The 20,651-nt window shown below is 52.6% G+C and carries 17 protein-coding genes; 5 read left to right on the top strand and 12 right to left on the bottom strand.

The window, feature by feature from the left end; translation table 11 throughout:
- The first annotated feature begins 98 nt into the window (after positions 1-98).
- Positions 99-1,442: a TrkH family potassium uptake protein gene (locus FHT67_RS01045; RefSeq protein ID WP_132303184.1), complete on the top strand. Its 1,344-nt coding sequence runs from the start codon at positions 99-101 to the stop codon at positions 1,440-1,442.
- A gap of 164 nt (positions 1,443-1,606) precedes the next feature.
- On the top strand, positions 1,607-2,833 hold the full coding sequence (locus FHT67_RS01040; protein ID WP_167194884.1) for an aspartate aminotransferase family protein: 1,227 nt from the start codon (positions 1,607-1,609) through the stop codon (positions 2,831-2,833).
- Here the strand turns inward: FHT67_RS01040 and FHT67_RS01035 are convergent.
- The 6 genes from FHT67_RS01035 to FHT67_RS01010 form a co-directional block, all read right to left on the bottom strand.
- A complete protein-coding gene (locus FHT67_RS01035; protein WP_132303182.1) occupies positions 2,824-3,225 on the bottom strand; it encodes an acyl-CoA thioesterase in 402 nt (133 codons plus the stop codon). The genes FHT67_RS01040 and FHT67_RS01035 overlap by 10 nt on opposite strands.
- Positions 3,226-3,363: 138 nt before the next feature.
- Positions 3,364-4,539: a trans-sulfuration enzyme family protein gene (locus FHT67_RS01030; protein WP_208403072.1), complete on the bottom strand. Its 1,176-nt coding sequence runs from the start codon at positions 4,537-4,539 to the stop codon at positions 3,364-3,366.
- Positions 4,540-4,573: 34 nt separating this feature from the next.
- Positions 4,574-5,401, bottom strand: a complete 828-nt coding sequence (locus FHT67_RS01025; RefSeq protein ID WP_132303181.1) for a carbohydrate ABC transporter permease — start codon at positions 5,399-5,401, stop codon at positions 4,574-4,576.
- Positions 5,402-6,283 carry a carbohydrate ABC transporter permease gene (locus tag FHT67_RS01020; protein WP_132303180.1) on the bottom strand — a complete coding sequence of 294 codons (882 nt, stop codon included), beginning with the start codon at positions 6,281-6,283 and terminating at the stop codon, positions 5,402-5,404.
- A gap of 68 nt (positions 6,284-6,351) precedes the next feature.
- Positions 6,352-7,668, bottom strand: coding sequence for an ABC transporter substrate-binding protein (locus FHT67_RS01015; RefSeq protein WP_243866854.1), 1,317 nt, complete (start codon positions 7,666-7,668; stop codon positions 6,352-6,354).
- 109 nt (positions 7,669-7,777) lie between these two features.
- Positions 7,778-8,458: a FadR/GntR family transcriptional regulator gene (locus tag FHT67_RS01010; RefSeq protein ID WP_132303178.1), complete on the bottom strand. Its 681-nt coding sequence runs from the start codon at positions 8,456-8,458 to the stop codon at positions 7,778-7,780.
- A gap of 412 nt (positions 8,459-8,870) precedes the next feature.
- Between FHT67_RS01010 and FHT67_RS01005 the strand changes: the two genes are divergently transcribed.
- Positions 8,871-9,167, top strand: a complete 297-nt coding sequence (locus FHT67_RS01005; protein ID WP_015842974.1) for a CD3324 family protein — start codon at positions 8,871-8,873, stop codon at positions 9,165-9,167.
- 73 nt (positions 9,168-9,240) lie between these two features.
- On the opposite strand, the gene FHT67_RS01000 is transcribed toward FHT67_RS01005, so the two are convergent.
- Positions 9,241-10,779, bottom strand: a complete 1,539-nt coding sequence (locus FHT67_RS01000) for a TolB family protein (protein WP_167194878.1) — start codon at positions 10,777-10,779, stop codon at positions 9,241-9,243.
- Between the two features lie 257 nt (positions 10,780-11,036).
- Here FHT67_RS01000 and FHT67_RS00995 point away from each other — a divergent pair, with 257 nt between their 5' ends.
- Positions 11,037-12,662 (top strand): glycosyl hydrolase, encoded by a 1,626-nt coding sequence (locus tag FHT67_RS00995; RefSeq protein ID WP_167194875.1) that lies wholly within the window; start codon positions 11,037-11,039, stop codon positions 12,660-12,662.
- A 377-nt stretch (positions 12,663-13,039) separates the two neighbouring features.
- Here the strand turns inward: FHT67_RS00995 and FHT67_RS00990 are convergent, their stop codons facing one another.
- The 4 genes from FHT67_RS00990 to FHT67_RS00975 form a co-directional block, all read right to left on the bottom strand.
- Positions 13,040-13,468, bottom strand: a complete 429-nt coding sequence (locus FHT67_RS00990) for an RbsD/FucU family protein (protein WP_132303175.1) — start codon at positions 13,466-13,468, stop codon at positions 13,040-13,042.
- A gap of 2 nt (positions 13,469-13,470) precedes the next feature.
- Positions 13,471-14,985 carry a rhamnulokinase gene (locus FHT67_RS00985; RefSeq protein ID WP_132303174.1) on the bottom strand — a complete coding sequence of 505 codons (1,515 nt, stop codon included), beginning with the start codon at positions 14,983-14,985 and terminating at the stop codon, positions 13,471-13,473.
- 42 nt (positions 14,986-15,027) lie between these two features.
- On the bottom strand, positions 15,028-15,687 hold the full coding sequence (locus FHT67_RS00980) for a class II aldolase/adducin family protein (protein WP_132303173.1): 660 nt from the start codon (positions 15,685-15,687) through the stop codon (positions 15,028-15,030).
- 65 nt (positions 15,688-15,752) lie between these two features.
- Entirely contained in the window at positions 15,753-17,543 is a 1,791-nt protein-coding gene (locus tag FHT67_RS00975) for an L-fucose isomerase (protein WP_167194872.1), read from the bottom strand.
- A 144-nt stretch (positions 17,544-17,687) separates the two neighbouring features.
- Between FHT67_RS00975 and FHT67_RS00970 the strand changes: the two genes are divergently transcribed.
- Complete coding sequence (locus FHT67_RS00970) at positions 17,688-18,698, top strand: LacI family DNA-binding transcriptional regulator (RefSeq protein WP_167194869.1); 1,011 nt, start codon at positions 17,688-17,690, stop codon at positions 18,696-18,698.
- A gap of 44 nt (positions 18,699-18,742) precedes the next feature.
- On the opposite strand, the gene FHT67_RS00965 is transcribed toward FHT67_RS00970, so the two are convergent.
- Positions 18,743-20,563, bottom strand: a complete 1,821-nt coding sequence (locus FHT67_RS00965; protein WP_167194866.1) for a PAS domain-containing sensor histidine kinase — start codon at positions 20,561-20,563, stop codon at positions 18,743-18,745.
- Between the last annotated feature and the right edge of the window lie 88 nt (positions 20,564-20,651).

Genomic DNA, 20,651 nt, shown 5'->3' with positions numbered 1-20,651 from the left:
CCTCCTGTACCGTTTGCTTTATACTAATTATACCAGATAACGTTAGGAACTTAGAATTTCGCGTATGTCCTAGGCTTCCATGAAAGGTGATACACGGCTTGAAGAAATCCATATTAACCAAAATCAATCCGCCGCAAATTCTGACAGCAGGCTTTATCGTGATTATTCTGATCGGCTCTTTCCTGCTTTCGCTGCCTTACGCTTCGGAAGACGGCATGCATACGCCTTTTATCGATGCCTTCTTTACCGCCACAACGGCGGCTTGCGTAACCGGCCTTGTTGTTGTCGATACCGGGACGCATTTCTCTGCCTTCGGCGAGCTCGTAATCCTGATGCTGATGCAGGTCGGCGGACTTGGCTTTATGACGATGGCCACCTTATTCGCCCTCGCCTTCCGCAAACGGATCTCGCTCCGGGAACGGCTGTGGCTGCAGGAATCGATGAGTCATACCTCGCTCGAAGGGATTGTCCGTTTTATCCGCCGCGTTCTGATCTACGCCTTTACGATCGAATTTGCCGGTGCCCTGCTCCTTGCCTTGCGCTGGTCCGACATGATGCCGTTTGACAAGGCCTTATATTACGGCGTCTTCCACAGCGTATCCATGTTTACGAATGCCGGACTCGATGTGATGGGACCGATTCACGGTCCTTTTAACAGCTTTACCAATCATGTCGACGATCCGATTATTAATGCGGTCTTGATGCTGCTTATTTTTCTTGGCGGGATCGGCTTTATCGTACTGGCCGAAGTGATTGACTATCCGAAAATACGCAAGCTGTCGCTTCACTCCAAGGTTGTATTGTACACGTCCGGCCTCTTGTTTCTAGGAGGAGCTGTACTCCTCTTTATATTCGAATACACGAATACGCTGGAGCCGCTTAACTTTGCAGGCAAGCTGTACAGCTCCTTGTTCCAGTCGATCTCGCCGCGCTCCGGCGGAGCGAATACGCTGAATATCGCCGATATGCGCAATGCGAGCCAATTCCTGCTTATTATTCTAATGTTTATCGGGGCTTCCCCGGGATCCGCGGGCGGCGGCATCAAGGTCACGACATTCGCCATTCTGATCGGAGCCGTTATTGCGATGATCCGCGGGAAAGAGGATGTCGTTTTCTTCAAGCGCCGATTGGCAAAAGACCGGGTGCATAAAGCCTTGACGATTACGGCCGTCTCCGTTGCTACCATCGTCTTGTTTACGATGATTCTGTCCGCCACGGAAGAGACGGGTTTCCTGACGGTTATGTTCGAAGTTACCTCCGCTTTCGGAACGACGGGCTTATCGATGGGGTTAACCCCGCATTTGACCGAGATCGGGAAGATCTTAATCATTATCGTCATGTTTATCGGAAGGATGGGGCCGCTCACTCTTGCTTATACGCTGGTTCCGAATCAATCGAAAGAGCTTTACCGGCATCCGGAAGGCAAAATAACAATTGGATAACGGAAAAGTTCGAGGCCATCTCCGCCTATGCGGGGATGGCTCTTTTTCATGCGCAGAAGCAGGAAAAATATTCTTTTTGCATAAGGCTTGTTCGGCCGTTGAATTATTATTCAATATACTGTATATTAATTCACATCATGTTAGAGACGGAGGTTTGATCATTCATGCAATCGTTAACGAAAACAACCGACAGCTTGCTCGCATCCGCCAAGCAATCGCTCCTATATACGGCTAAACGTCCCGAAGTAGTCATGGCCCGCGGTGAAGGGATGTATATGTGGGATACCGAAGACAAAGCCTATCTGGACTTTATTGGAGGCTGGGCAGTGATGAGTCTTGGCCATTCCCCAGCCGTACTGCAGGAGGCCCTGGCCTATCAAGGCGGCCAGCTGGTGCATGCAAGTCCGGGCTTCTATAACAAACCCATGATTGAATTCGCAAGCCTCCTGACGGAGATTTCCGGCTTTGACAAGGTCTTCTTCGCAAGCAGCGGCGCCGAAGCGAACGAAAGCGCGATTAAGCTTGCCCGGAAGCACGGCGCCCTTCATCTGAATGGCGCTTACGAGATTATTACGTTGACGAACAGCTTCCACGGCAGAACGCTGGCCACGATGTCCGCAACCGGCAAACCGGCGTTCGAATCTTTATTCGAGCCGAAGGTTCCGGGCTTCAAGCATGTGCCGATCAATGATTTCGATGCCTGCTTTGCCGCGATCAGCGATAAGACCTGCGCGATTATGCTTGAGCTCGTGCAAGGCGAAAGCGGCGTGCACTCGGTGGAGGCTCCTTATTTGCAGGCCTTGCGCAAAGCCTGCGATATATACAACATTATGCTGATTTTCGACGAAGTGCAGACCGGACTCGGAAGAACCGGCAAGCTGTTCGCGTACGAGCATTACGGCGTGAAGCCGGATGTCATGACGCTCGCAAAAGGAATCGCAGGCGGATTCCCGCTTTCGGCGATGCTGACTACGGAAAAGTACGATCTGTTCGAAGCCGGCGACCAAGGCGGCACTTATAGCGCAGCGCCGCTTGGCATGGCGGCCGGCCATGCGGTGGTGAGCGAGATCCTGCATCGGGGGCTGGCGGACAATGCGGCTAAACAGGGGGCTTTTATTCAAGAAAAGCTGACGGAGCTGTCCAAGGATTACGCGGTTGGTCAAGTCCGCGGCAAAGGACTGCTTATCGCTTTTGACGTGCCGGAGGGAACTGCGCCAGTCCTTGCCGAGGAGTGCATGAACAGCGGCCTGCTTGTCAACGCGCCTAATCCGCGCACAATCCGCTTAATGCCGCCGCTTATCGTAACCGCCGGGGATGTAGAGAAGATGATCAGCATCCTGACAGGCGTGCTGGAAAGCTGCGGTCTAAAAAACGAAGCCGTTTATTCCTGAGAATGGAACAATTTTCTCAGCTCATCCGGGACCGATCGGCTTTTGCGGGCGGATTGATCCATCGTCACGCTTGTTACCAGGGCATCGGCCCGCACTTCGCCGCGCTCGTCCTTGATTTCCTGTTTCAGAACGTAGCTGGATGTACCTATCCGTTCAGGCTGGCAGGTGACCGTCAATCGGTCGCCTTGCCTGCACTCTTTTTTATAGTTCACGTTGATGTTCACGGTAACCGTTTGTATATTCATGTCTGCGAAAGTTTCATAGGGAAGCCCGCATTGCTCGTACCATTCCTCGCGGCCCCATTCGAAATATTCCAGGTATTTCGCGTTGTTTACATGACCGTTGACGTCAATTTCCGTTGAGCGAACAATGATGGGCAGCGACGATTTCATTTCATCCATTCTCCTTCTGTAAATTAATATGACTACTTATTAATATGACTACTTATTAAAATAACACAAGCCCTTAAGTTAGCAAAAAACCCGCCTTGCGGCGGGCTCCTAATCTGCAATTCATATAATGACCGGAAATCACGTCCCGGCGACTTGCCGCCAAGCCTGCTCAATATCCCCGATAAGCGTTTGCGGATCCTCCAGGCCAATGTACAACCGGGCTACGGAAGGGTTATTCCCGTCCGCATTACGGCTTGCCGGCGTCCGGCCAACCGTCACCAGACTCTCGAAGCCGCCCCAGCTGACGCCAATCCGGAAGTATTGCAAGGCATCCGCCCATTGCTTCAGCTTCTCCACCGGCAACCGCGTCTCGAAGGAAAACAAACTGCCGTACCCGTCCAATTGCTTGCGTGCAAGAGCATGCTGCGGATGCGAGGGCAAGCCGGGATGATTCACCCGGTTCACGAACGGATGCTTTTCCATAAAAGTCGCGAGAGTGAGCCCGCTGCGATGATGTCTTTCCATCCTGAGCGGCAGCGTTCGCAATCCCCGTATCATAAGGGAAGCCGTGTGCGGAGTCATTACGCCCCCAAACAGCATATACCCTTTGTTTGCGATTTCCCCGATCAGGTCCTCGCGTCCCGCCACGACGCCTCCCAAGCAATCGCTATGGCCGGAGAAATATTTGGTCATCGAGTGAAGCACAAGATCTACGCCAAAGGCCAGCGGTCGCTGGAAGCACGGCGTCGCCCAGCTGCTGTCAATCATCGTAAGGACGCCAGCGCGTTTCGCTAGCGCCGATACTCCCTCCAGATCCTGCAGCTGGAACAATCCCGATGTCGGACTCTCCAGATAGATCAGACGCGTGTTAGGCCGCAAAGCGTTTTCGAAGTCGGCCAGCTGACAGCCGTCGACGTAGGTCACTTCGACCCGGTACCGTTCGGACAATTCGTCAAGAAATTGCCTGGTCGGACCGTAAGCCTGATTGACGCAGACGACATGGTCGCCAGATCGCAGCAGGGCGTGCAAGGAGCCGGCTATGGCTGCCATCCCCGACGCGAAGCAGCGCGCCCGACCGGCTCCTTCCAGATCGGCGATTTTATCCTCCAAATATTGCACCGTCGGGTTATTGCCCCGCGAATAGACGGTGGCGGCCAGCACATCCCGCATGGCATGATCGAACGATTCATGGTTTTCGAACGCAAACAGGCTGTTTTGATAAATCGGAATGGTAACCGCCCCGTAATGCTTCGCATCCACTTCGTCATGCGACACCTTGGTATGCAGCCCTTCATCTATTTGTTTTCTCTCCATATGCATTCATTCCTTTGCGTGTGTCATTCCGCCGCTAACCTTTCTCGGCGCCTTGTGTGAGCCCTTCCACGATATACCGCTGAGCGAACGCAAACAAGACGACGGTCGGAATAACGGATAATACGGTTCCGGCGGACATGGAGCCCCAGTCCACGTCGAATTTCATGACGAAGGAGTTCATCGCCACCGGCAGCGTCTTCAAATTTTCGTCGTCTATAAACATAACCGCCATAAACAGCTCATTCCAATTTTGAACGAATGCGAAAATAAATGTCGACGCGATCCCCGGGAGCATCACCGGAATTATGACCCTTATCAGCGCCGTCAACCGGGAGCAGCCGTCAATCATCGCCGCCTCCTCCAGACTGCTCGGAATTCGCTGGAAGAAACCTCGAAGCATAATCGTGGAAAAAGGAATGAGCATGACCGTATAGGCGAGAACCAAGGAAAACCGGTTATTGATCAGGTTCATGTCGGACATCAGCAGATAAAGCGGCGCGAGCGAAATAAAGCCGGGCAGCATTTGCGTCAAGAAAAACGCCATCATGATTTGCTTATGTCCCCGGAATTGGAACCGAGCCATCACGTAGCCGCTTAACGTCGCAATGCAGATGACGATAAGTGCGGCAATGACGGAAATGAGCAGACTGTTGCCGATATAGACATGGAACTTCGATACTTTGAAGATGTTGGCGTAATTTTCGAATGTAAACCTCTCCGGCCAATACCGAATCGGCAGAGAAAAGATCTCTTTCTTCGGCTTTAGCGAAGTAATCACGATCCAATAGAGCGGAAACACCATGATGAGAAAAAAGGCGGCGAGATAAAGCGTCTTCAATCCCGTTAACGCGCGCTGCTTCATCTAGAAGTCACCTGCCTTTTCAGACCTGGTCGCGAACAAATAGAATACGGTGTACAGCAACAGAATGATGATCATGATAACGCCAATCGCCGATGCCATTCCGTAATCCCCGCCATAGATAATCTTCTCCAGCATAAGCGAAGAGAGAATATGGGTCGTTCCGGCAGGTCCGCCATTCGTAAGGCCGTAAATAATGGACGGATCGTTGAAGATCCAGATGGCACGGAGCAAGGTTGTTGCGATAACCGTTGGCAGTATATACGGGAACGTTACGTTAAAAAACTTGCGCAGCCCTCCGGCTCCGTCCATTTCCGCCGCTTCGTACAATTCCGAAGGCACGGATTGCAGCGCGGCCAGCAGCATTATCGCGAAAAACGCGATTCCGTACCAGACGTTCGCGATGATGACCGAAGTCATCGCCCATTTCGGATCGGAGAGGAAGCCGATACGCGTATCGATAAGGCCTGTTCGCATTAGCAGATCGTTAATGACGCCAATCTGCGAGTTGAACATCCACTTCCAGATGAGGCCGATCAGAAAACCGGACAAGGCCCACGAATAGAAAACAAAGCCTTGATAGATGCCTCTTCCTTTGAAGTTCTTTCGCAGCGTGAGGGCAAGCGACAAACCGATCAGAAACTGCAGCACGAGCGAGAAAAACACCCAATACCCGCTGTTCTCAAGCGCCGAAAGAAACTTCGCGTCCCGGAACGCGGTTTCGAAGTTTTGCAATCCGATGAACTGAACGTTCGTCAAATCAAACAGCACGTAGTTTTGAAACGCCATGACTACCCCTTGCAAAAAAGGATAGAACGTAAACGCCAGCAGCAATGCCAATGCAGGAAGCAAACTGAGTAATATGTATCTTCGTTGCTTGCTCATGCCATCTCACCTTCCCCGCTAGTAAAATGCGGCGGGCGGTTCCCATGCCGCCCGCCGCGTATTTAAGGTCATTTTTTCAGTTCGGCCTTCGCTTTTACCCAGTAATCGTCCCATTTTTTCAGCGTATCTTCCACGCTCGTCTGTCCAAGCAGCATGCTCTGACCGGATTCCATGGCTACCGTGCCCCATTGTCCGTTCGCGGGATATTGGAAAGGCGCCTTGAAGTTTACGAACGTATCCGGCTGATTCGTCATATCGAGCAGCGTCTTGTATGGTCCGCTTTGAAAAAAAGCGTCCTCCGTGGCGGAAGAATGTATAGGCACCGTGCCGTGGGCCTTGGACAGCTTCGTATTCTGCTCCGGCGAAGACAGGAAGCTGATCAGCTTCCAAGCCGCCTCTTTGTTTTTCGAGTAAGAGGTGATGCCCCATCCCGCGCCGCCGGCGGAAATAAGCGCTTTGCCGTTCGGGCCCTTAGGCATTGGAGCCGTTGCCCATGTGCCTTCCTCCATGCTGTCCGTCAACGTCTGGATCACATCCGGATCCTGCAGCAGGAATGCCGTCACGCCGGAAGTGAACGCCTGCACTTGTTCCTGGAAGCCCCAGTTAATGGAGTCCGGCGGGGAGCCTTCCTTATACAGCTTCACGTACTGTTCAACCGCTTCCTTGGCTTCGGGAGACGAATAGATGGTTCCGCCGTCCTTAAGGAACATCGCGTCGTCGATATCGATTTTCTCCGAGTCGTACGCCTGAATCATCGTATCCGGAACGGCGTTGGCGCCGGATCCTCCGCGGAACGAGAAGCCAAAGCGGTTCTTGGAAGGATCGGTCAGCTTCACGGAGGCATCGATTAACTCCTGGTATGTAGCAGGGACGGCGATGCCCGCGTCCTTGAGCCAATCCGCTCGATAGAACAGCTGCCGCTGATAGAGACCGTTTGCGATGAAATAGAGCTTGTCGCCAACGGTGGCGACGGACTGGGCAACGGATGTGACGGTGCCGAAGTCATCCCAATTTTTCGTATATTCGTTTAGAGGTTCCACGTAGCCGTTGTTCACGAATTCCGCTACGTTGAGGTCGCGAACTTCCAGCACGTCAAGGTCTTGCTTGGCGTTCAGCATCGTTCTGATTTTATTGTCCGCCTGATCGAACGGCGGCGAAATCAATTCGACCTTGATATTCGGATTCTGATCCATAAATGCCTTAATGCCTTCTTGGATGATGGCTGTGCGATTAGGGCTGGTCAAGCTTTCGATCATGCGCAGCGTAACCACCTTGTCTCCTCCCCCGTTTCCGTTCTTGGATCCGGACGAGCTGCAGGCCGATACGGTCAAACTTAGCGCTACACCAATCATTGATACGGATAACAGCGATTTCTTCCAAGACATGTGTTGCATTGGAATCCCCCTTTTAATGAGTGAGTATCATACTGTCTACCTGTCTGATAGGTTTAATATAAGTGAGGCATTTACAAGTTGTCAATATCTAAATTTTCTGTCAATATTCCCGTATCGTCTCTTCGATAATGTCCATCATTTTGTTAAATTCCTGTAACGCATGCTTCCAATCGTGGTTTGCAATCCCGTCGAATAACGTGCGGTGGAACGGGTACGTATTATCGAACAGCTCTTTTACGCCAAACGGACCCGAGAAGAACTTCTTGATCAGCTCCGAGATGGAATCATACACGCTGTGTAGCAGCGGATTGGCCGCGGCATCGTAAATATGCTGATGAAATTCGTAGTCGATCGCCGACGTATCCAATCCTTTCTGCTTGCGTTCGTCGTATTCCGCAAGGCACACTTTCATCTCCCCGATTTTGGCGTCCGTAATCCGTTTCGCGGCAAGCTCGACCGCTTTGCCCTCCAGCGCTCTCCGAACATCCAGAATATCGAGCAAGAACGATTTCTCGTCGTCGATTTTCACTTTCCCGCTGTACCGGTAAGAGCCGGAATCGGTCACGTAAATGCCTTTGCCGTTAATGACCTTCACGATTTCAATGGCCTCCAAATAGCGCAGCGCTTCGCGCAAGGAAGACCGGCCGACCCCGAACAGCGATACAAGCTCGTCCACGGACGGAAGCTTGTCCCCTTCCTCCAGCCCTTTGTCCGCGATATATCTGATGATCTCTTCCGATACGAGCTCATGCGTATGCTGCTTCTTAATTTTACGATTCATCCTTCAACCATCCTTTATGCCTATCAGATAGGTGAATATTATTTAAATATTTTAAGAATGTCAACTGGAGGCGCGTTACATTCGGCTGAGAGGCGTATGGGCAAGTTTTGGAATTGGATTATGGCAAAATACAAATTTAACCGTTTTTGCCCTTGCGGGATACCGCCTTTCTATGCGTTAATATAGATGTCGGGCCGACGAAATGAACGGAAAGGAGGCTGAACGAAATGATTCAGATCCAGGAGGTGGCATTCGCGTAAGCGAATGTCCCATATATGGGGAACCTGCCCGGTTCCCCCATCAAATTTGATCATAATTGCAACGCAAAATACGAAAGGAGGAGGGTTAGCCATGTTTGACGCAAAACAAGCCAACGAAAGCCAATGGAACCAAATATCGAAGGAGGGCCTCGATGGGGCGTTACAAAAACGGAAAAGATGTGCTTCCCCCGACTCTGCTTAGGCAAATCCAGCAATATATTGATGGCGAATTGCTTTACATTCCGAAGCAAAGCGAAGAGCGCGCAGGCTGGGGACAGCTAAGCGGCACCAAAGCGCGGATCAACGATCGCAATGGTGAGATCTACGCGGAATATTGCAAAGGGCGGTCAATCGCTGACCTTGAGCGGGTTTACTTTTTATCCGGGGACAGCTTACGAAAAATCATATGCAAACAACAGCAGAATGCACGCATAGGCAGCGGAAGCTGATGCGGCACTTATATAGCATGACCACAAAGATAGCCTGCCACCGGTAATTCGAGGGCAGGCTATTCGCCTTGTTTTAATGAATCCACCTATAGTTCATCTTGTCGTCGACAACAAGCGTGTCGTTGATCAACCGAAGCCGATATCCCAGCTGTTCGTTGAATTCCGTCGTTGATGCGGCGTGATTCGCCGGATTGTAGCGGGTTATGGAGGTCTTCCCCAGACTATAATCGCAAGCGGCCCAAATGAGCTCCGGCTCTCCCGGTTCCGACAGCAGGACATAATCCATGCTTGCATTGGCCGGATCCTCCGTTGGAGACCAGTAAAGCTCTTGATCGCGGTCCACGAACAGAAGCGTTCCGGATCCGTTGACCACCGTCTCCGGCGCTTTCAAATCCTCCAGCTTTTCCGCTTGCGCCAGCTTCTTTATTTGGCCCGTTGCCACGTTAGCCAAGCCGTAGCTCAGAGCTGTCTTGCGGGGAGCCGCTCCTTCCTCGGAACGATTCAGCCCGTACCAGGACAGCACGCCCTCGGCTCCATTCGCAAGCCAGCCGTTCCAGTCCACATTTGTCAGGCCTTCCTTCGGCCTAGCCTGCACATCCCACGTCAAGTCCCCTTTCTCGTCATAAAAAGCGATTCCTTCGGGAGCAATGATGTAAGTCTCTTCCCCGCCAAGAACATTGTCATGACTGTCGCTCTTCGTAAAGGATAACGCCGCAAACCGGCTGTCCGGACTCCATTCGAATGCCGGGTAAGAATGATAACCAAGCGTTGGCGGAATAACCTTAAGCTCTTTGCCATTCCGGTCGTATAGACGGAAGCCATCTGCTTGTTCATGCCAGAACAGATTGCCGTCGGGGGAAGGCGTTACGAGATTTAGCGGCCATTCGTGCTTGAATTGTCCTTCTATCGACCGGACCTCGCCCGTATTCACATCTACCGACCAGAGACGCCCGTCGGAATAGCTGTTCAGATACAACTGCCCTTCCTCATTCATCCATCCCTTTGCGTAAAAGGACGGCGACACATCCGGCACCGCGTTCGCCGCTATGGTCTTCATCCGCCCGTTGTATAAATCCAGCGATACAATATCGTATTGAATTCCCTCCTGCCCGTCGTCCCGCTTCCTGGGCTGGACGAGCACGAGCTGATTCTGACTCGTAAATCCGTAGGCTTCCGCGACGGAATCGACCGAATAATCATCTTTTACGATCATATCCGCTACCGGATACAAACTGTAGGTTTGCTCTTTGGGCTTAACGGCAACGACGTCCAGCCGATATCTAATCCCCTCCGGGTCGTAGACGGTTCGTTTTACGAGATGGGCAACCAGATTTTGATCATGGGGAACTGGAAATGTTTGTGCGACAAAACCGTTAGCTCCTTGCGAATCATGTAAAGGAAAGGAGAACCCTTTATCATGTTTCGTTAGGCTAATCAGCAACTCTTTATTGGCGGATGGCTTGGCAATTGCCGAAGGCATGTCCGAAGGCTGAATCTCTTCCCGGGCTATTGGCAAGGCAGAGGTTGACGGACCGGGGCTCGAGCTCGAGCTGCAGCCCGTTAATAGTAACGCACTCATTAAGACGGTGTTTGCGAGGATAGTAAGCTTCATTCGTTAAGCCTCCCCTTTTGGCCTTTATCATCTAGACTCTTTTTTCCAGATAAAGGTTGCTTGGATGGACGAATCGGCTTTTTACCATCCTCCGTTTCATGTACCTTGGTCTACGTGTATAAGAAGTTAATAGGACTAAAGACTCCTATTTCGGACAAGTATTCACCCGTACAGACGCGAAACCGATAATTGAAGAAAGAAATGCCTATTCCAGGCAAATACAACAAGCTATAAGACAAATAAGGAGGGCATGACAAATGACAACCGCTCGGAACAAAGGCTGGAGGGGATTGCGCTTCATTCTTGCGATGGCGTTTATTCTGGCCTTGACGGTACAGCCGCTCGCACAAACCGCGCAAGCGGCAGACACGGTTCACCACTGGAAGCATTACACGAATGGTGTTGCTTATATGAATCAAGGCAAGATCAAGCTCGCAATCAAGGAATTCGAGCTTGCCGTAGCCCAGTCGGAGCAGGCCGGTTACCTGCGTAAGCTGGCAGAGGCTTATACGCTGGACAACCAGTTCCAGAAGGCAGCCGATACGTATTACCGGGAAGCCAAAATCCACAAAGCGATCGGGGAAAAATCCGGCGATCTAAACACGTATTTTGCCGTACTGGCAAAAGCCGACGCTTTGAATACGGAAATTGATCTTTATCTCGAGAAAGATGCAGCCTCCTCCGTATCCGGAAGCAGCCATTTAGCGAAGTTCGAACCGGCGTCGGGCATGTACATCGGTGCCTATGTAGAGAAAGACAGCGGCGTCGAGAAGCAAAAGGACGGCAAGTTTGACGCCTTCAACAAGCTTGCCGGCAAGCAGCATGCCGTATTTTTCAACTATCATAAATACGGCAATCCTTTCCCTTATCATTGGGCGGAGACCGTAAAAGAAGCCGGCGGCGCGATTCAGATCGCGCTGCAGCCGGATGACGGGTTAAGCGCGGTGAAGGATGATGCGTATTTACGCAAATTCGCGCGGAATGCAAAGGCAGCAGGCGTTCCGGTCTTCCTCCGGTTTGCTTCCGAGATGAACGGCAGCTGGGTGAAATGGAACGGCAATCCTTCGCTCTATATCGAGAAGTTCCGCCTTGTCTCGAAGGTGATGAAGGAAGAAGCGCCAAATGTGGCGATGGTCTGGTCGCCGGCGGCGAATCCAAAGCAAAAAATCGCGGCTTATTATCCGGGAGACGATTGGGTCGACTGGGTTGGCCTCAGCATCTACAGCGTCAAATATTTCAACGGCAACGTGAATGAGCCTGCCGATCAGGTGAATCCGCTTGATTCCGTGGATTATACGTACAAGCTGTACGCTTCCCGCAAGCCGATAATGATCAGCGAATTCGGCGCGACGCACTTCAGCAAGGCGGGTAATACATCCGCCGTCAATTTCGCCATTACGAAGATGAATATGCTCTACCATGGCGCAAAGCTGAAATATCCACGCGTAAAATCGATCAACTGGTTCAGTCTGAACACGTTGACGGATTCCTACAGCGCGGAGCGCAGCCTGAACAACTTCAGTCTGACGGAAAGTCCTGCATTGCTCGCTTCTTACGGCAAAATGATCCAAGATCCGTACTACTTATCGAAGGTTGCATCGGGTACCAGCAGTTACACGAAAACCGTAAGCAAGTTCGCGAACCAAGGCACAATCGGCAAGCCGGCTACCGGCGTCGTATGGGTGAAAACTTACGACCCTTATATCAGCAAGGTGGTCATCAAGCTGGACGGCGCCGTTGTGCTGACGCGCCAGCAGTATCCGTATACCTTCTCGATCCAGCCGGACAAGCTGAAGGCCGGCAGCCATAAAATCGAGGTTATTGTCTTCGATTCCAAGAACCGCGAAGCTTCCCGCAAATCGTATACGTTTAAAACGACTTAGGGCTTGTTGGCCGTGCCGGGTAACCGGCACGGCCTTTTCGTACCCGCGTCCCCTTCACGTTGACCGGCCCAACGTCCGCCCAACCCTCAGCAGCACGGTTTTTCAGTTTTAACTGGCTACTCTTGTTTCGCGTTGACCTGCCAGACCCCCAGTAGCACGGTTTTTCCGTCTTATCCTTTTAACGATGTGCCACATCGTTAATATCTGTTAATTTCCCTGTTACGGCTATCTTAACGATGCCGCACATCGCTAAGCTCCACAAAATCAGCGAATTTCGGACTTTTCCCCTGCATCACTGGCCCCTTTACGATGCACGGCATCGTTAGGCAGCGCTAACGAAAAAAGCTGCCCAGCAGGGCAGCTTTCTCCATCAAGAACTATTTAATAACGCCTTTTTTCAAAATCAGATTGGCGTAGATGGCGCTTTCGCCGGTTGCGACGATGGCGTAGGCTTTCTTCGCGCGCTCGTAGAAGGCGAACCGCTCCACTTCCTCGAATGGCTCTTCCAGCCCGCTGCGCTGCGTGATAATAGCCTTGTACTCGTCCCAGATTGGCGTCTTCGCCGGATCGCCCGGCACAACCTGCATGAGAGCAGCCGGCTTCTCGACATATTGATCAAGCGGGAATAGCTGCATAATCGCATCCAGCAGTTCAGGCACGCCGTGTCCGTCGCAGCGGACGAGACGCTGGGCATGGCTTACCGCGGGAAAATTGCCGTCAGCCAACACGATTTCGTCGCTATGCCCCATTTCCATCAGGATCTTCAGCAATTCGGGTGAAATGATCTTCGGAATACCGTTTAACATCGCTAGTGGTCCTCCCCATGTAGATCAGCCTGCAGCAGCTGCTTGAATCGTGCATAAGCCTCATTCCATACATCCATTTCCGCCGGCTCGTAGATTTCAACCGGGAAGGATGCGGCCGACAATTGCCGCGCTTCCTCCAGATTGACGCATTCTCCAAGCGCCATAAATTGTGCCAGCATGTTGCCAATCGCGCTTGCTTCCACTGGTCCGGCCCATACCGGGCGGCCAATCGCATTTGCCGTCAGACGGCACAGCAGCTTGTTCTGAATGCCGCCGCCGACCATATGCATGCCGCCATAAGACTTACCCGTCAGCTTCTCGATCTGCTCAAGCGCATTCCGGTACTTAAGAGCAAGACTATCCATAATGCACCTTGCAACCTCAGCCGCCGATTCCGGAACGGGCTGCCCCGTCTCGCGGCAAAAGCTTCTTACCTTCTCCGTCATGTTGGACGGGCCGAAGAACCGCAGGTCATCCGGATTAACGAGATAGCGGAATGCCGCTTCCTGCTCGGCCATGACCGCAAGCTCGCCGAAAGAAAACGCCGTCCCCTGCTCTTCCCACTCCCGCCTGCACTCCTGCAAAATCCACAGCCCCATGATGTTTTTGAGCAGCTGGTATTTGCCGCCAACTCCGCCCTCATTCGAGAACTCCAGCTCCATCGCTTCTTCGGTTAACAAAGGCTGCTCAAGCTCCGTTCCCACCAGAGACCAAGTGCCGCATACCAAATACACAAACGGCTCAGCGGCTGCCGGGATGGCGGCAACGGCCGATTCCGTATCGTGAGTACCCACGGCTACAGCTTCCACGGCAGGTATGCCAAGCTCCTCGCAAACCTCCGGGGACAAAGGTCCGATCCGGGTTCCCGGATAAACGGGCTCAAGAAATACCTCCTCCGGAATTCCCAGCTGAGCCATTAGAGCCTTGTTCCACTGCCGGGTCTCGGGATGAAGCAGCTGCGTGGTCGTCGCCATCGAAAACTCGCAAACTCGCTTCCCCGTCAGCAAATAGACAAGCAGATCCGGCGTCAGCAGCATCGTTCTTGCCGCTTGCAGCTTTGGCGAGGCTGCCTTCTTCATGGCGTACAGCTGATAAACCGTATTAAACGGCATGAATTGCAGACCGCCTTGCCGGAACAGCTCTGCTCTGCCAAATCTGGCTTCGATCTCCTCAATCAGCCCTTCCGTATGCGGGTCCCGGTAGTGATAGGGATTGCCAAGCAGCTCGCCATTCGCATCCAGAAGGCCAAAGTCGACGCCCCATGTATCCACGCCAAACGTCGCCGGCTTATACCCTAGCTGAAACGCCTTGCGCAGCGCATGCTTCATCTCCTGCAGCAGCCTAAGAATATCCCAGTGCAAATGACGGCCAACCTGAACCGCGACATTCGGAAAACGGTGTATCTCCTCAACCTCCAGCCTGCGTTCCGCTGAAGCGGAGCCCGTCAGCCTGCCAATCAGCGCCCTGCCGCTGCTTGCTCCAAGATCAAACGCCAATACGGTGGTTGCTTGTTCCATATGCCTGAATTCCTCCTTGCAGCGGCAGCCGCTGTCATCAAGTTATTGCTGCTTCTGCAGCAGCTTGATCCGATATGCTTCGCTCTCAAGCGACGCAATCTCCTCGAATTCTTCCTTCGTCAGCACCTTAGGTTCCTTAACCTGGCTGGCGATCAGGAAGATCTTCGCGCTCTCCTCCACAACCTCCGTACGGTAATACGCCTCGCGCAGGTTGCGCCCGGTTGTGACAAGGCCATGGTTGCCAAGCAAAATGCTGCTTGCTTCCTTCACTTTAGGGACAAGGGCATCCGCCAGCTTTTCCGTAGTAGGCAGCACATAAGGAATGTAGACGGTCTTGCCGACAAGCGCCGCTTGGTCCGGGAACATAATCGGAAGCTCCTCTTCCACCAGGGTAAAAGCAATACAGTATGGCGGATGGGTATGAACAATGGCCCCAATCGCCGGATTCGCGCGGTAAGCGTAGAGGTGCATCAGCACCTCGGAGGACGGACGGAGCCCGTTATCCTCTACTTCACCGGTCTCGATATCAACGGCTACCCACTGCTCCGGTTCAATCTCGTCAAGGGCAAAGCCGCTTGGCGACAGATACATTTTACCCTCGTGCTTTGCGCTGATATTGCCGCCCGGTCCAACGACCAGCTTGTTCGCAACCGTCTTTCTCGCGTATTTGCACAGCTCCTGCCGAATATCCAATCCGTTCATCCCCCATTACCATTTCCATATTTTTGGACCACGAGTGCACCATTCTCGCTTCGAAAGCATGCTTCCTACTTGTACAACGGTCCGAAGTTCGAGCATGCGCGGTAGTCCGCCGCCTCTTTGTCGTTGGTGCCGAACAGTCCCCATGCCCGCGGACGGAAAATATTCTCTTCCGGAACGTTATGCATGTTGACCGGGATGCGCAGCATCGAAGCAAGCGTAATCAGCTCAGCGCCGATATGGCCGAAGCTGATCGAGCCGTGGTTGGCTCCCCAGTTATCCATCACGTCGTACACGGAGGTGAAGGCGCCTTTGCCTGTCAGAGTCGGAGCGAACCAGGTTGTAGGCCAGGTTGGATCCGTCCGCTTGTCGAGCTTGTCATGCACCTCGCTTGGCAGCTCGACGGAGTAGCCTTCCGCAATTTGAAGAACCGGCCCAACGCCTTTTACGAAATTGATCCGGGACATCGTCATCGGCATGCCGCCGCGCGACAGGAAGTCGGAGGAGAAGCCGCCGCCGCGGAAATATTCAACGCCCGCCGGTCTCCACGAGGTAGCCGCAAGACAAGCCGCCGCTTCGTCTTCCGTAATCTCCCAGAACGGCTTCATCGCCGGCTGGCCGTCCAGCTGCTGCTCGCCGGTACCGTCAAGCGTTGCCGAGCCCGAGTTAAGCAAATGCAAAATGCCGTTAGCCGCATGGCCTTCAAGCTTATGCCCCGTAACCCGCTCTACCGAAGCCGGGCTCCAGTACGTGCGCACATCCGCAAAAATTTGCGGCGTATTCGTCAGCAGATAGCCAAATAGCATAACGACGCCGTTCAGGCTGTCGTTCTCCGTTGCCACGATAAACGGAGGGCGGATGCCGTTCCAGTCAAAGGAGGAGTTCAGAATCGCTTCCATAAAGTCGCCGTTCGGGAAATGGTCCGTCCACTGGCGTTGTCCCTGGAAGCCGGAAACGATCGCGTTATGGCCCATCGCTTCTTCACCGAAGCCAAGCTCAGCAAGGCGAGGATTGCCGATCATCAGGTCGCGGGCAATCATCGTCATTTTGACAACGGTCTCCCAATCCCGGTCTTTCTTCTCGCGGGAGGTTTGAATAGCCTCAGGGTTATTGTCCGGACCCTCCGCGCAGTTCTCCTTCACCCAAGCGAGAGCTCGCTCAAATTCGGCCGTATCGTAAATTTCTTCTTCGAAACGGCGTACAAACTCGGACATATCGATGTATTCCGTCCGCATGCCGAGATACTCCTGGAAAAAGGAATCGCTTACAATCGAACCCGCGATTCCCATCGAGACCGAACCCATCGACAAATACGATTTGCCGCGCATGTAAGCAACCGCAAGGCCCGCTCTGGCAAAGGATAGCAGCTTGCCCCGCACATCATCCGGAATGGAAGTATCGGAGGCTTCCTGCACTTCCTCGCCGTAAATGCCAAAGGCCGGAATGCCCTTTTGCGCGTAGCCAGCCAGAACGGCAGCCAAATAAACCGCACCCGGACGCTCCGTCCCGTTAAAGCCCCATACCGCATTCGGGATGGAAGCATTCATATCCATCGTTTCCGTACCGTAACACCAGCATGGCGTAACCGTTATCGATACCCCAACATTCTCGCGGGCGAATTTGTCCGCGCATGCCGCCGCTTCCGCCACCCCGCCGATCGTTGTGTCCGCAATGACGCATTGCACCGGTTCGCCGTTCGGGTAACGCAAATTCTCGGCAATCAGATTCGCGACCGATCTAGCCATATTCATGGTTTGAACCTCAAGCGATTCGCGAACTCCCTTGCGGCGCCCGTCTATCGTCGGCCGAATCCCGATCTTCGGAAAACCATTCTGAAAGCGATAAGCGATGTCCGTCATAAATACCCCTCCAAATGAATGAATAATAACGAATCTGGCAAATAAAATGTTACCGATAACTCTAATTTAGCAAGGCGTCCTGTTGCTGTCAATCGTTTTCTCTTGTAAGATAAAAGCATGAATTGTCGATGAGGAGCAGTAGGTATGGTTACAATCTATGATATTGCGGAGAAGGCTAACGTATCCGCGATGACCGTTTCCAGAGTTATCAATAACACAGGCAGAATAAGCGAGAAAACAAGAGCCAAGGTCAAGAAGGTGATGGAGGAGCTGAACTACGTTCCGAACCAGATGGCCCGCAGCCTTGTCCTGCAGCAGACCCGAAGCTTGTTCCTGCTGATTACCGATATAACGAACCCGTTCTATACCACGCTGTCCCGGGGAGCCGAAGACGGTGCCACCAAGAACGGCTACCGGCTGCTGTTCGGCAACAGCGACGAAAGCTTGGAAAAGGAAGCCGATTATATGAACACCATTCTGACGACCCGGGTGGACGGCGTGCTGATTGCCCCTGCAGGAGACCCGTCTCTGCCCCATCTCGAATCGCTGCAGCGGCATAACATCCCATTTGTCCTGCTGGACCGCGAGGTGCCCGGCGTCGAATGCGACATCGTGCTTGGGGACAGCAAGGAAGGCGCCCGCCAGCTGGTTAACCATCTGGCCAAGCAGGGCCATCGCCGCATCGCGATGGTGAACGGCTCCGATACGATCTCAAGCGCGAGACTGCGTCTGGAAGGCTATAAGGAAGCGTTAATCTTGAACGGATTGACTTATGACGAACGAATCGTCTTTGAGACCAGCTACGGTCCCCGTACCGATCTGTCGGAAATGGAAGCCTGGCTGGATTCGCTTGAACCGCTCCCGACCGCCGTCGTGGCCGGCAACAACGTCCTGGCGATCGAAGCCATCCGCCTGCTGAGAAAACGGAATATGCGCATCCCGGAAGATATCTCCATCGTCTGCTTTGACGATTTCGGCCCGTATTCCGAGGTGGACCCGTTTATGACGGTTGCCGCGCAGCAGGCCTATCAATTCGGCTACCTGGGCATGCAGATGCTCATAGACCGCATTCAGAACAAAGAGGAAGCCGGACCGTGGAAAAAAATCGTCCTGCCAGCGGAGCTCATTATCCGCCGGTCGGTCTCCACCTTGTAAAAAGAAAAAAGGCTGAGCGTAATAAACGCCCAGCCTTTTCTTTATCATTGCTCTTCCGTCGTTAACGGCAGGATGATTTCAATCGTTGTCCCTTCGCCCGGTATGCTTGATATATTCATGAGCCCTTGATGCTGCTCGATAATGCGCGAGCTGATCATCAGGCCAAGCCCCGTTCCCTTCTCTTTGGTCGTTATAAACGGCTGTCCGATCTGACGGATAATCTCGTCCGGAATGCCCATGCCTTCATCGCGGATCGTCAGGCGCACCCGCTCATGATCCGGCTCCATGGCCGCCGTGATCGTAATCTGTCCCCCAAGCGGCATCGCTTCAATCGCATTTTTAATAATATTGATAAAGACCTGCTTCAGCTGATTCTCATCGCAATAAATCGACGGAATACAGTTCTCGAACTCCGTACGAATCGACACGTTCATCAGAATCGCCTGCGTCTCCAATATCGAGATGACCGCATGCAAAATATGGTCCAGCCTGCGCGTGCTGAATTTGGAGAAATGCGGCTTTGCCAGCGTCATAAATTCATTCACGATAAAATTGATCCGGTCCAGCTCATTGGTCATGATGTCGTAATAGAACGAATTCCCCTCCGCCTTGGATTTCAGCAGCTGGGTAAATCCTTTTAATGCGGTCAACGGGTTTCGGATTTCATGCGCTACGCCTGCCGCCAGCTGTCCGATCACCGACAGCTTCTCGGAGCGGACCAGCATTTCTTCCGACCGCTTACGGTCCGTCAAATCCCGGATGACGGTCAAGATCACCATTTTCCCCCGGTAATTGTGAATCCGGATGCTCGACATTTCTACGTCGATCGTCTGGCCGTCATTGCACAGCATCTTGTTTTCGATAAAATTCGTGGGATCGTCGGTATGAATCACCTTGTTGAGTACATCCATGAGATCATCGCTGTAAGCGGGATCTACGTAATCGAGGATAGGCCGCCCGACCATCTCGGAATCATCGGCAGCGCCAATCAGCTTGACTGCTAACTTATTGGCATATACAATCTCGCCATTATCGATCAGAACAATAGGCTCGGGAAGGAACTTGATAATACGCTGATACATGTTGGCACTGTCGCGAAGGGAACGCTCTTTTTCCTTCTTGATCGTGATATCCTGTACCGTGCCCAGCAGCGCCGGCTTGCCTTGAAAGGAGATCAGGCAGGAGTTGCCTTCGAGGTGAACAGGGGAGCCGTCCTTCTTGACCCCTGTAATGTTGAAATGATAATAAATCTGTTTTTGCTCCATCAAGGTTGCTTGCGCGTCCCGCGTAACGACTTCCAGCTCACCGGGCAGCATCAGCTTTCCCAACTCAATCTGCAGCAATTCCTCATTCGTATACCCATAAAGCGCCGCAAGATAAGGGTTCGCGTACAAAATGCGGCCTTCCTGCCCGACAAACACGCCGGCCAACGCGCTGTCAGCCAAATGACTGTAAAGGCTTTCCGCTTCAAACAACGAGGCTTCCATCTTGATCCGGTCCGAAATATCCCTCTCGATTCCAACAATCCCGATGATAGTCCCGCTGTCATCCCTAAGAGCCGTAAGGGTAAGACTGACATAGACCATGGTGCCGTCTTTCCGGAGCTTAAACGTCTCCTGGCATTGCAGACTTTCGCCAAGCTTGGCCTTCTCGATCATCAGCCTTCGCTCTTCCAGAAGATGAACCGGCGTAAAGCAGCAGGGTCTGCCGACCAGCTCTTCCCTAGTCCAGCCGTGAAGCGCTTCAAACCCCGGATTGACATCCAGGATATTCTCGTTCAAATCTATGACGACAATCCCGTCGGGGATATTGTTCCATATCGATTCCATAAACGTATGCTTCATTATATGACCATGCTTGTCCATTCGAATTTTTCCACCTTTTCGAAGTCAAAGTGATCGCTACTCCATTCAATTCCACAAAATGCCGGAATCCCCTGCTAACATGACCATT

The sequence above is a fragment of the Paenibacillus sp. BK720 genome, from assembly GCF_011761545.1.
Lineage (GTDB): Bacteria > Bacillota > Bacilli > Paenibacillales > Paenibacillaceae > Pristimantibacillus.
This window is presented reverse-complemented; position numbering and strand designations above follow the sequence as displayed.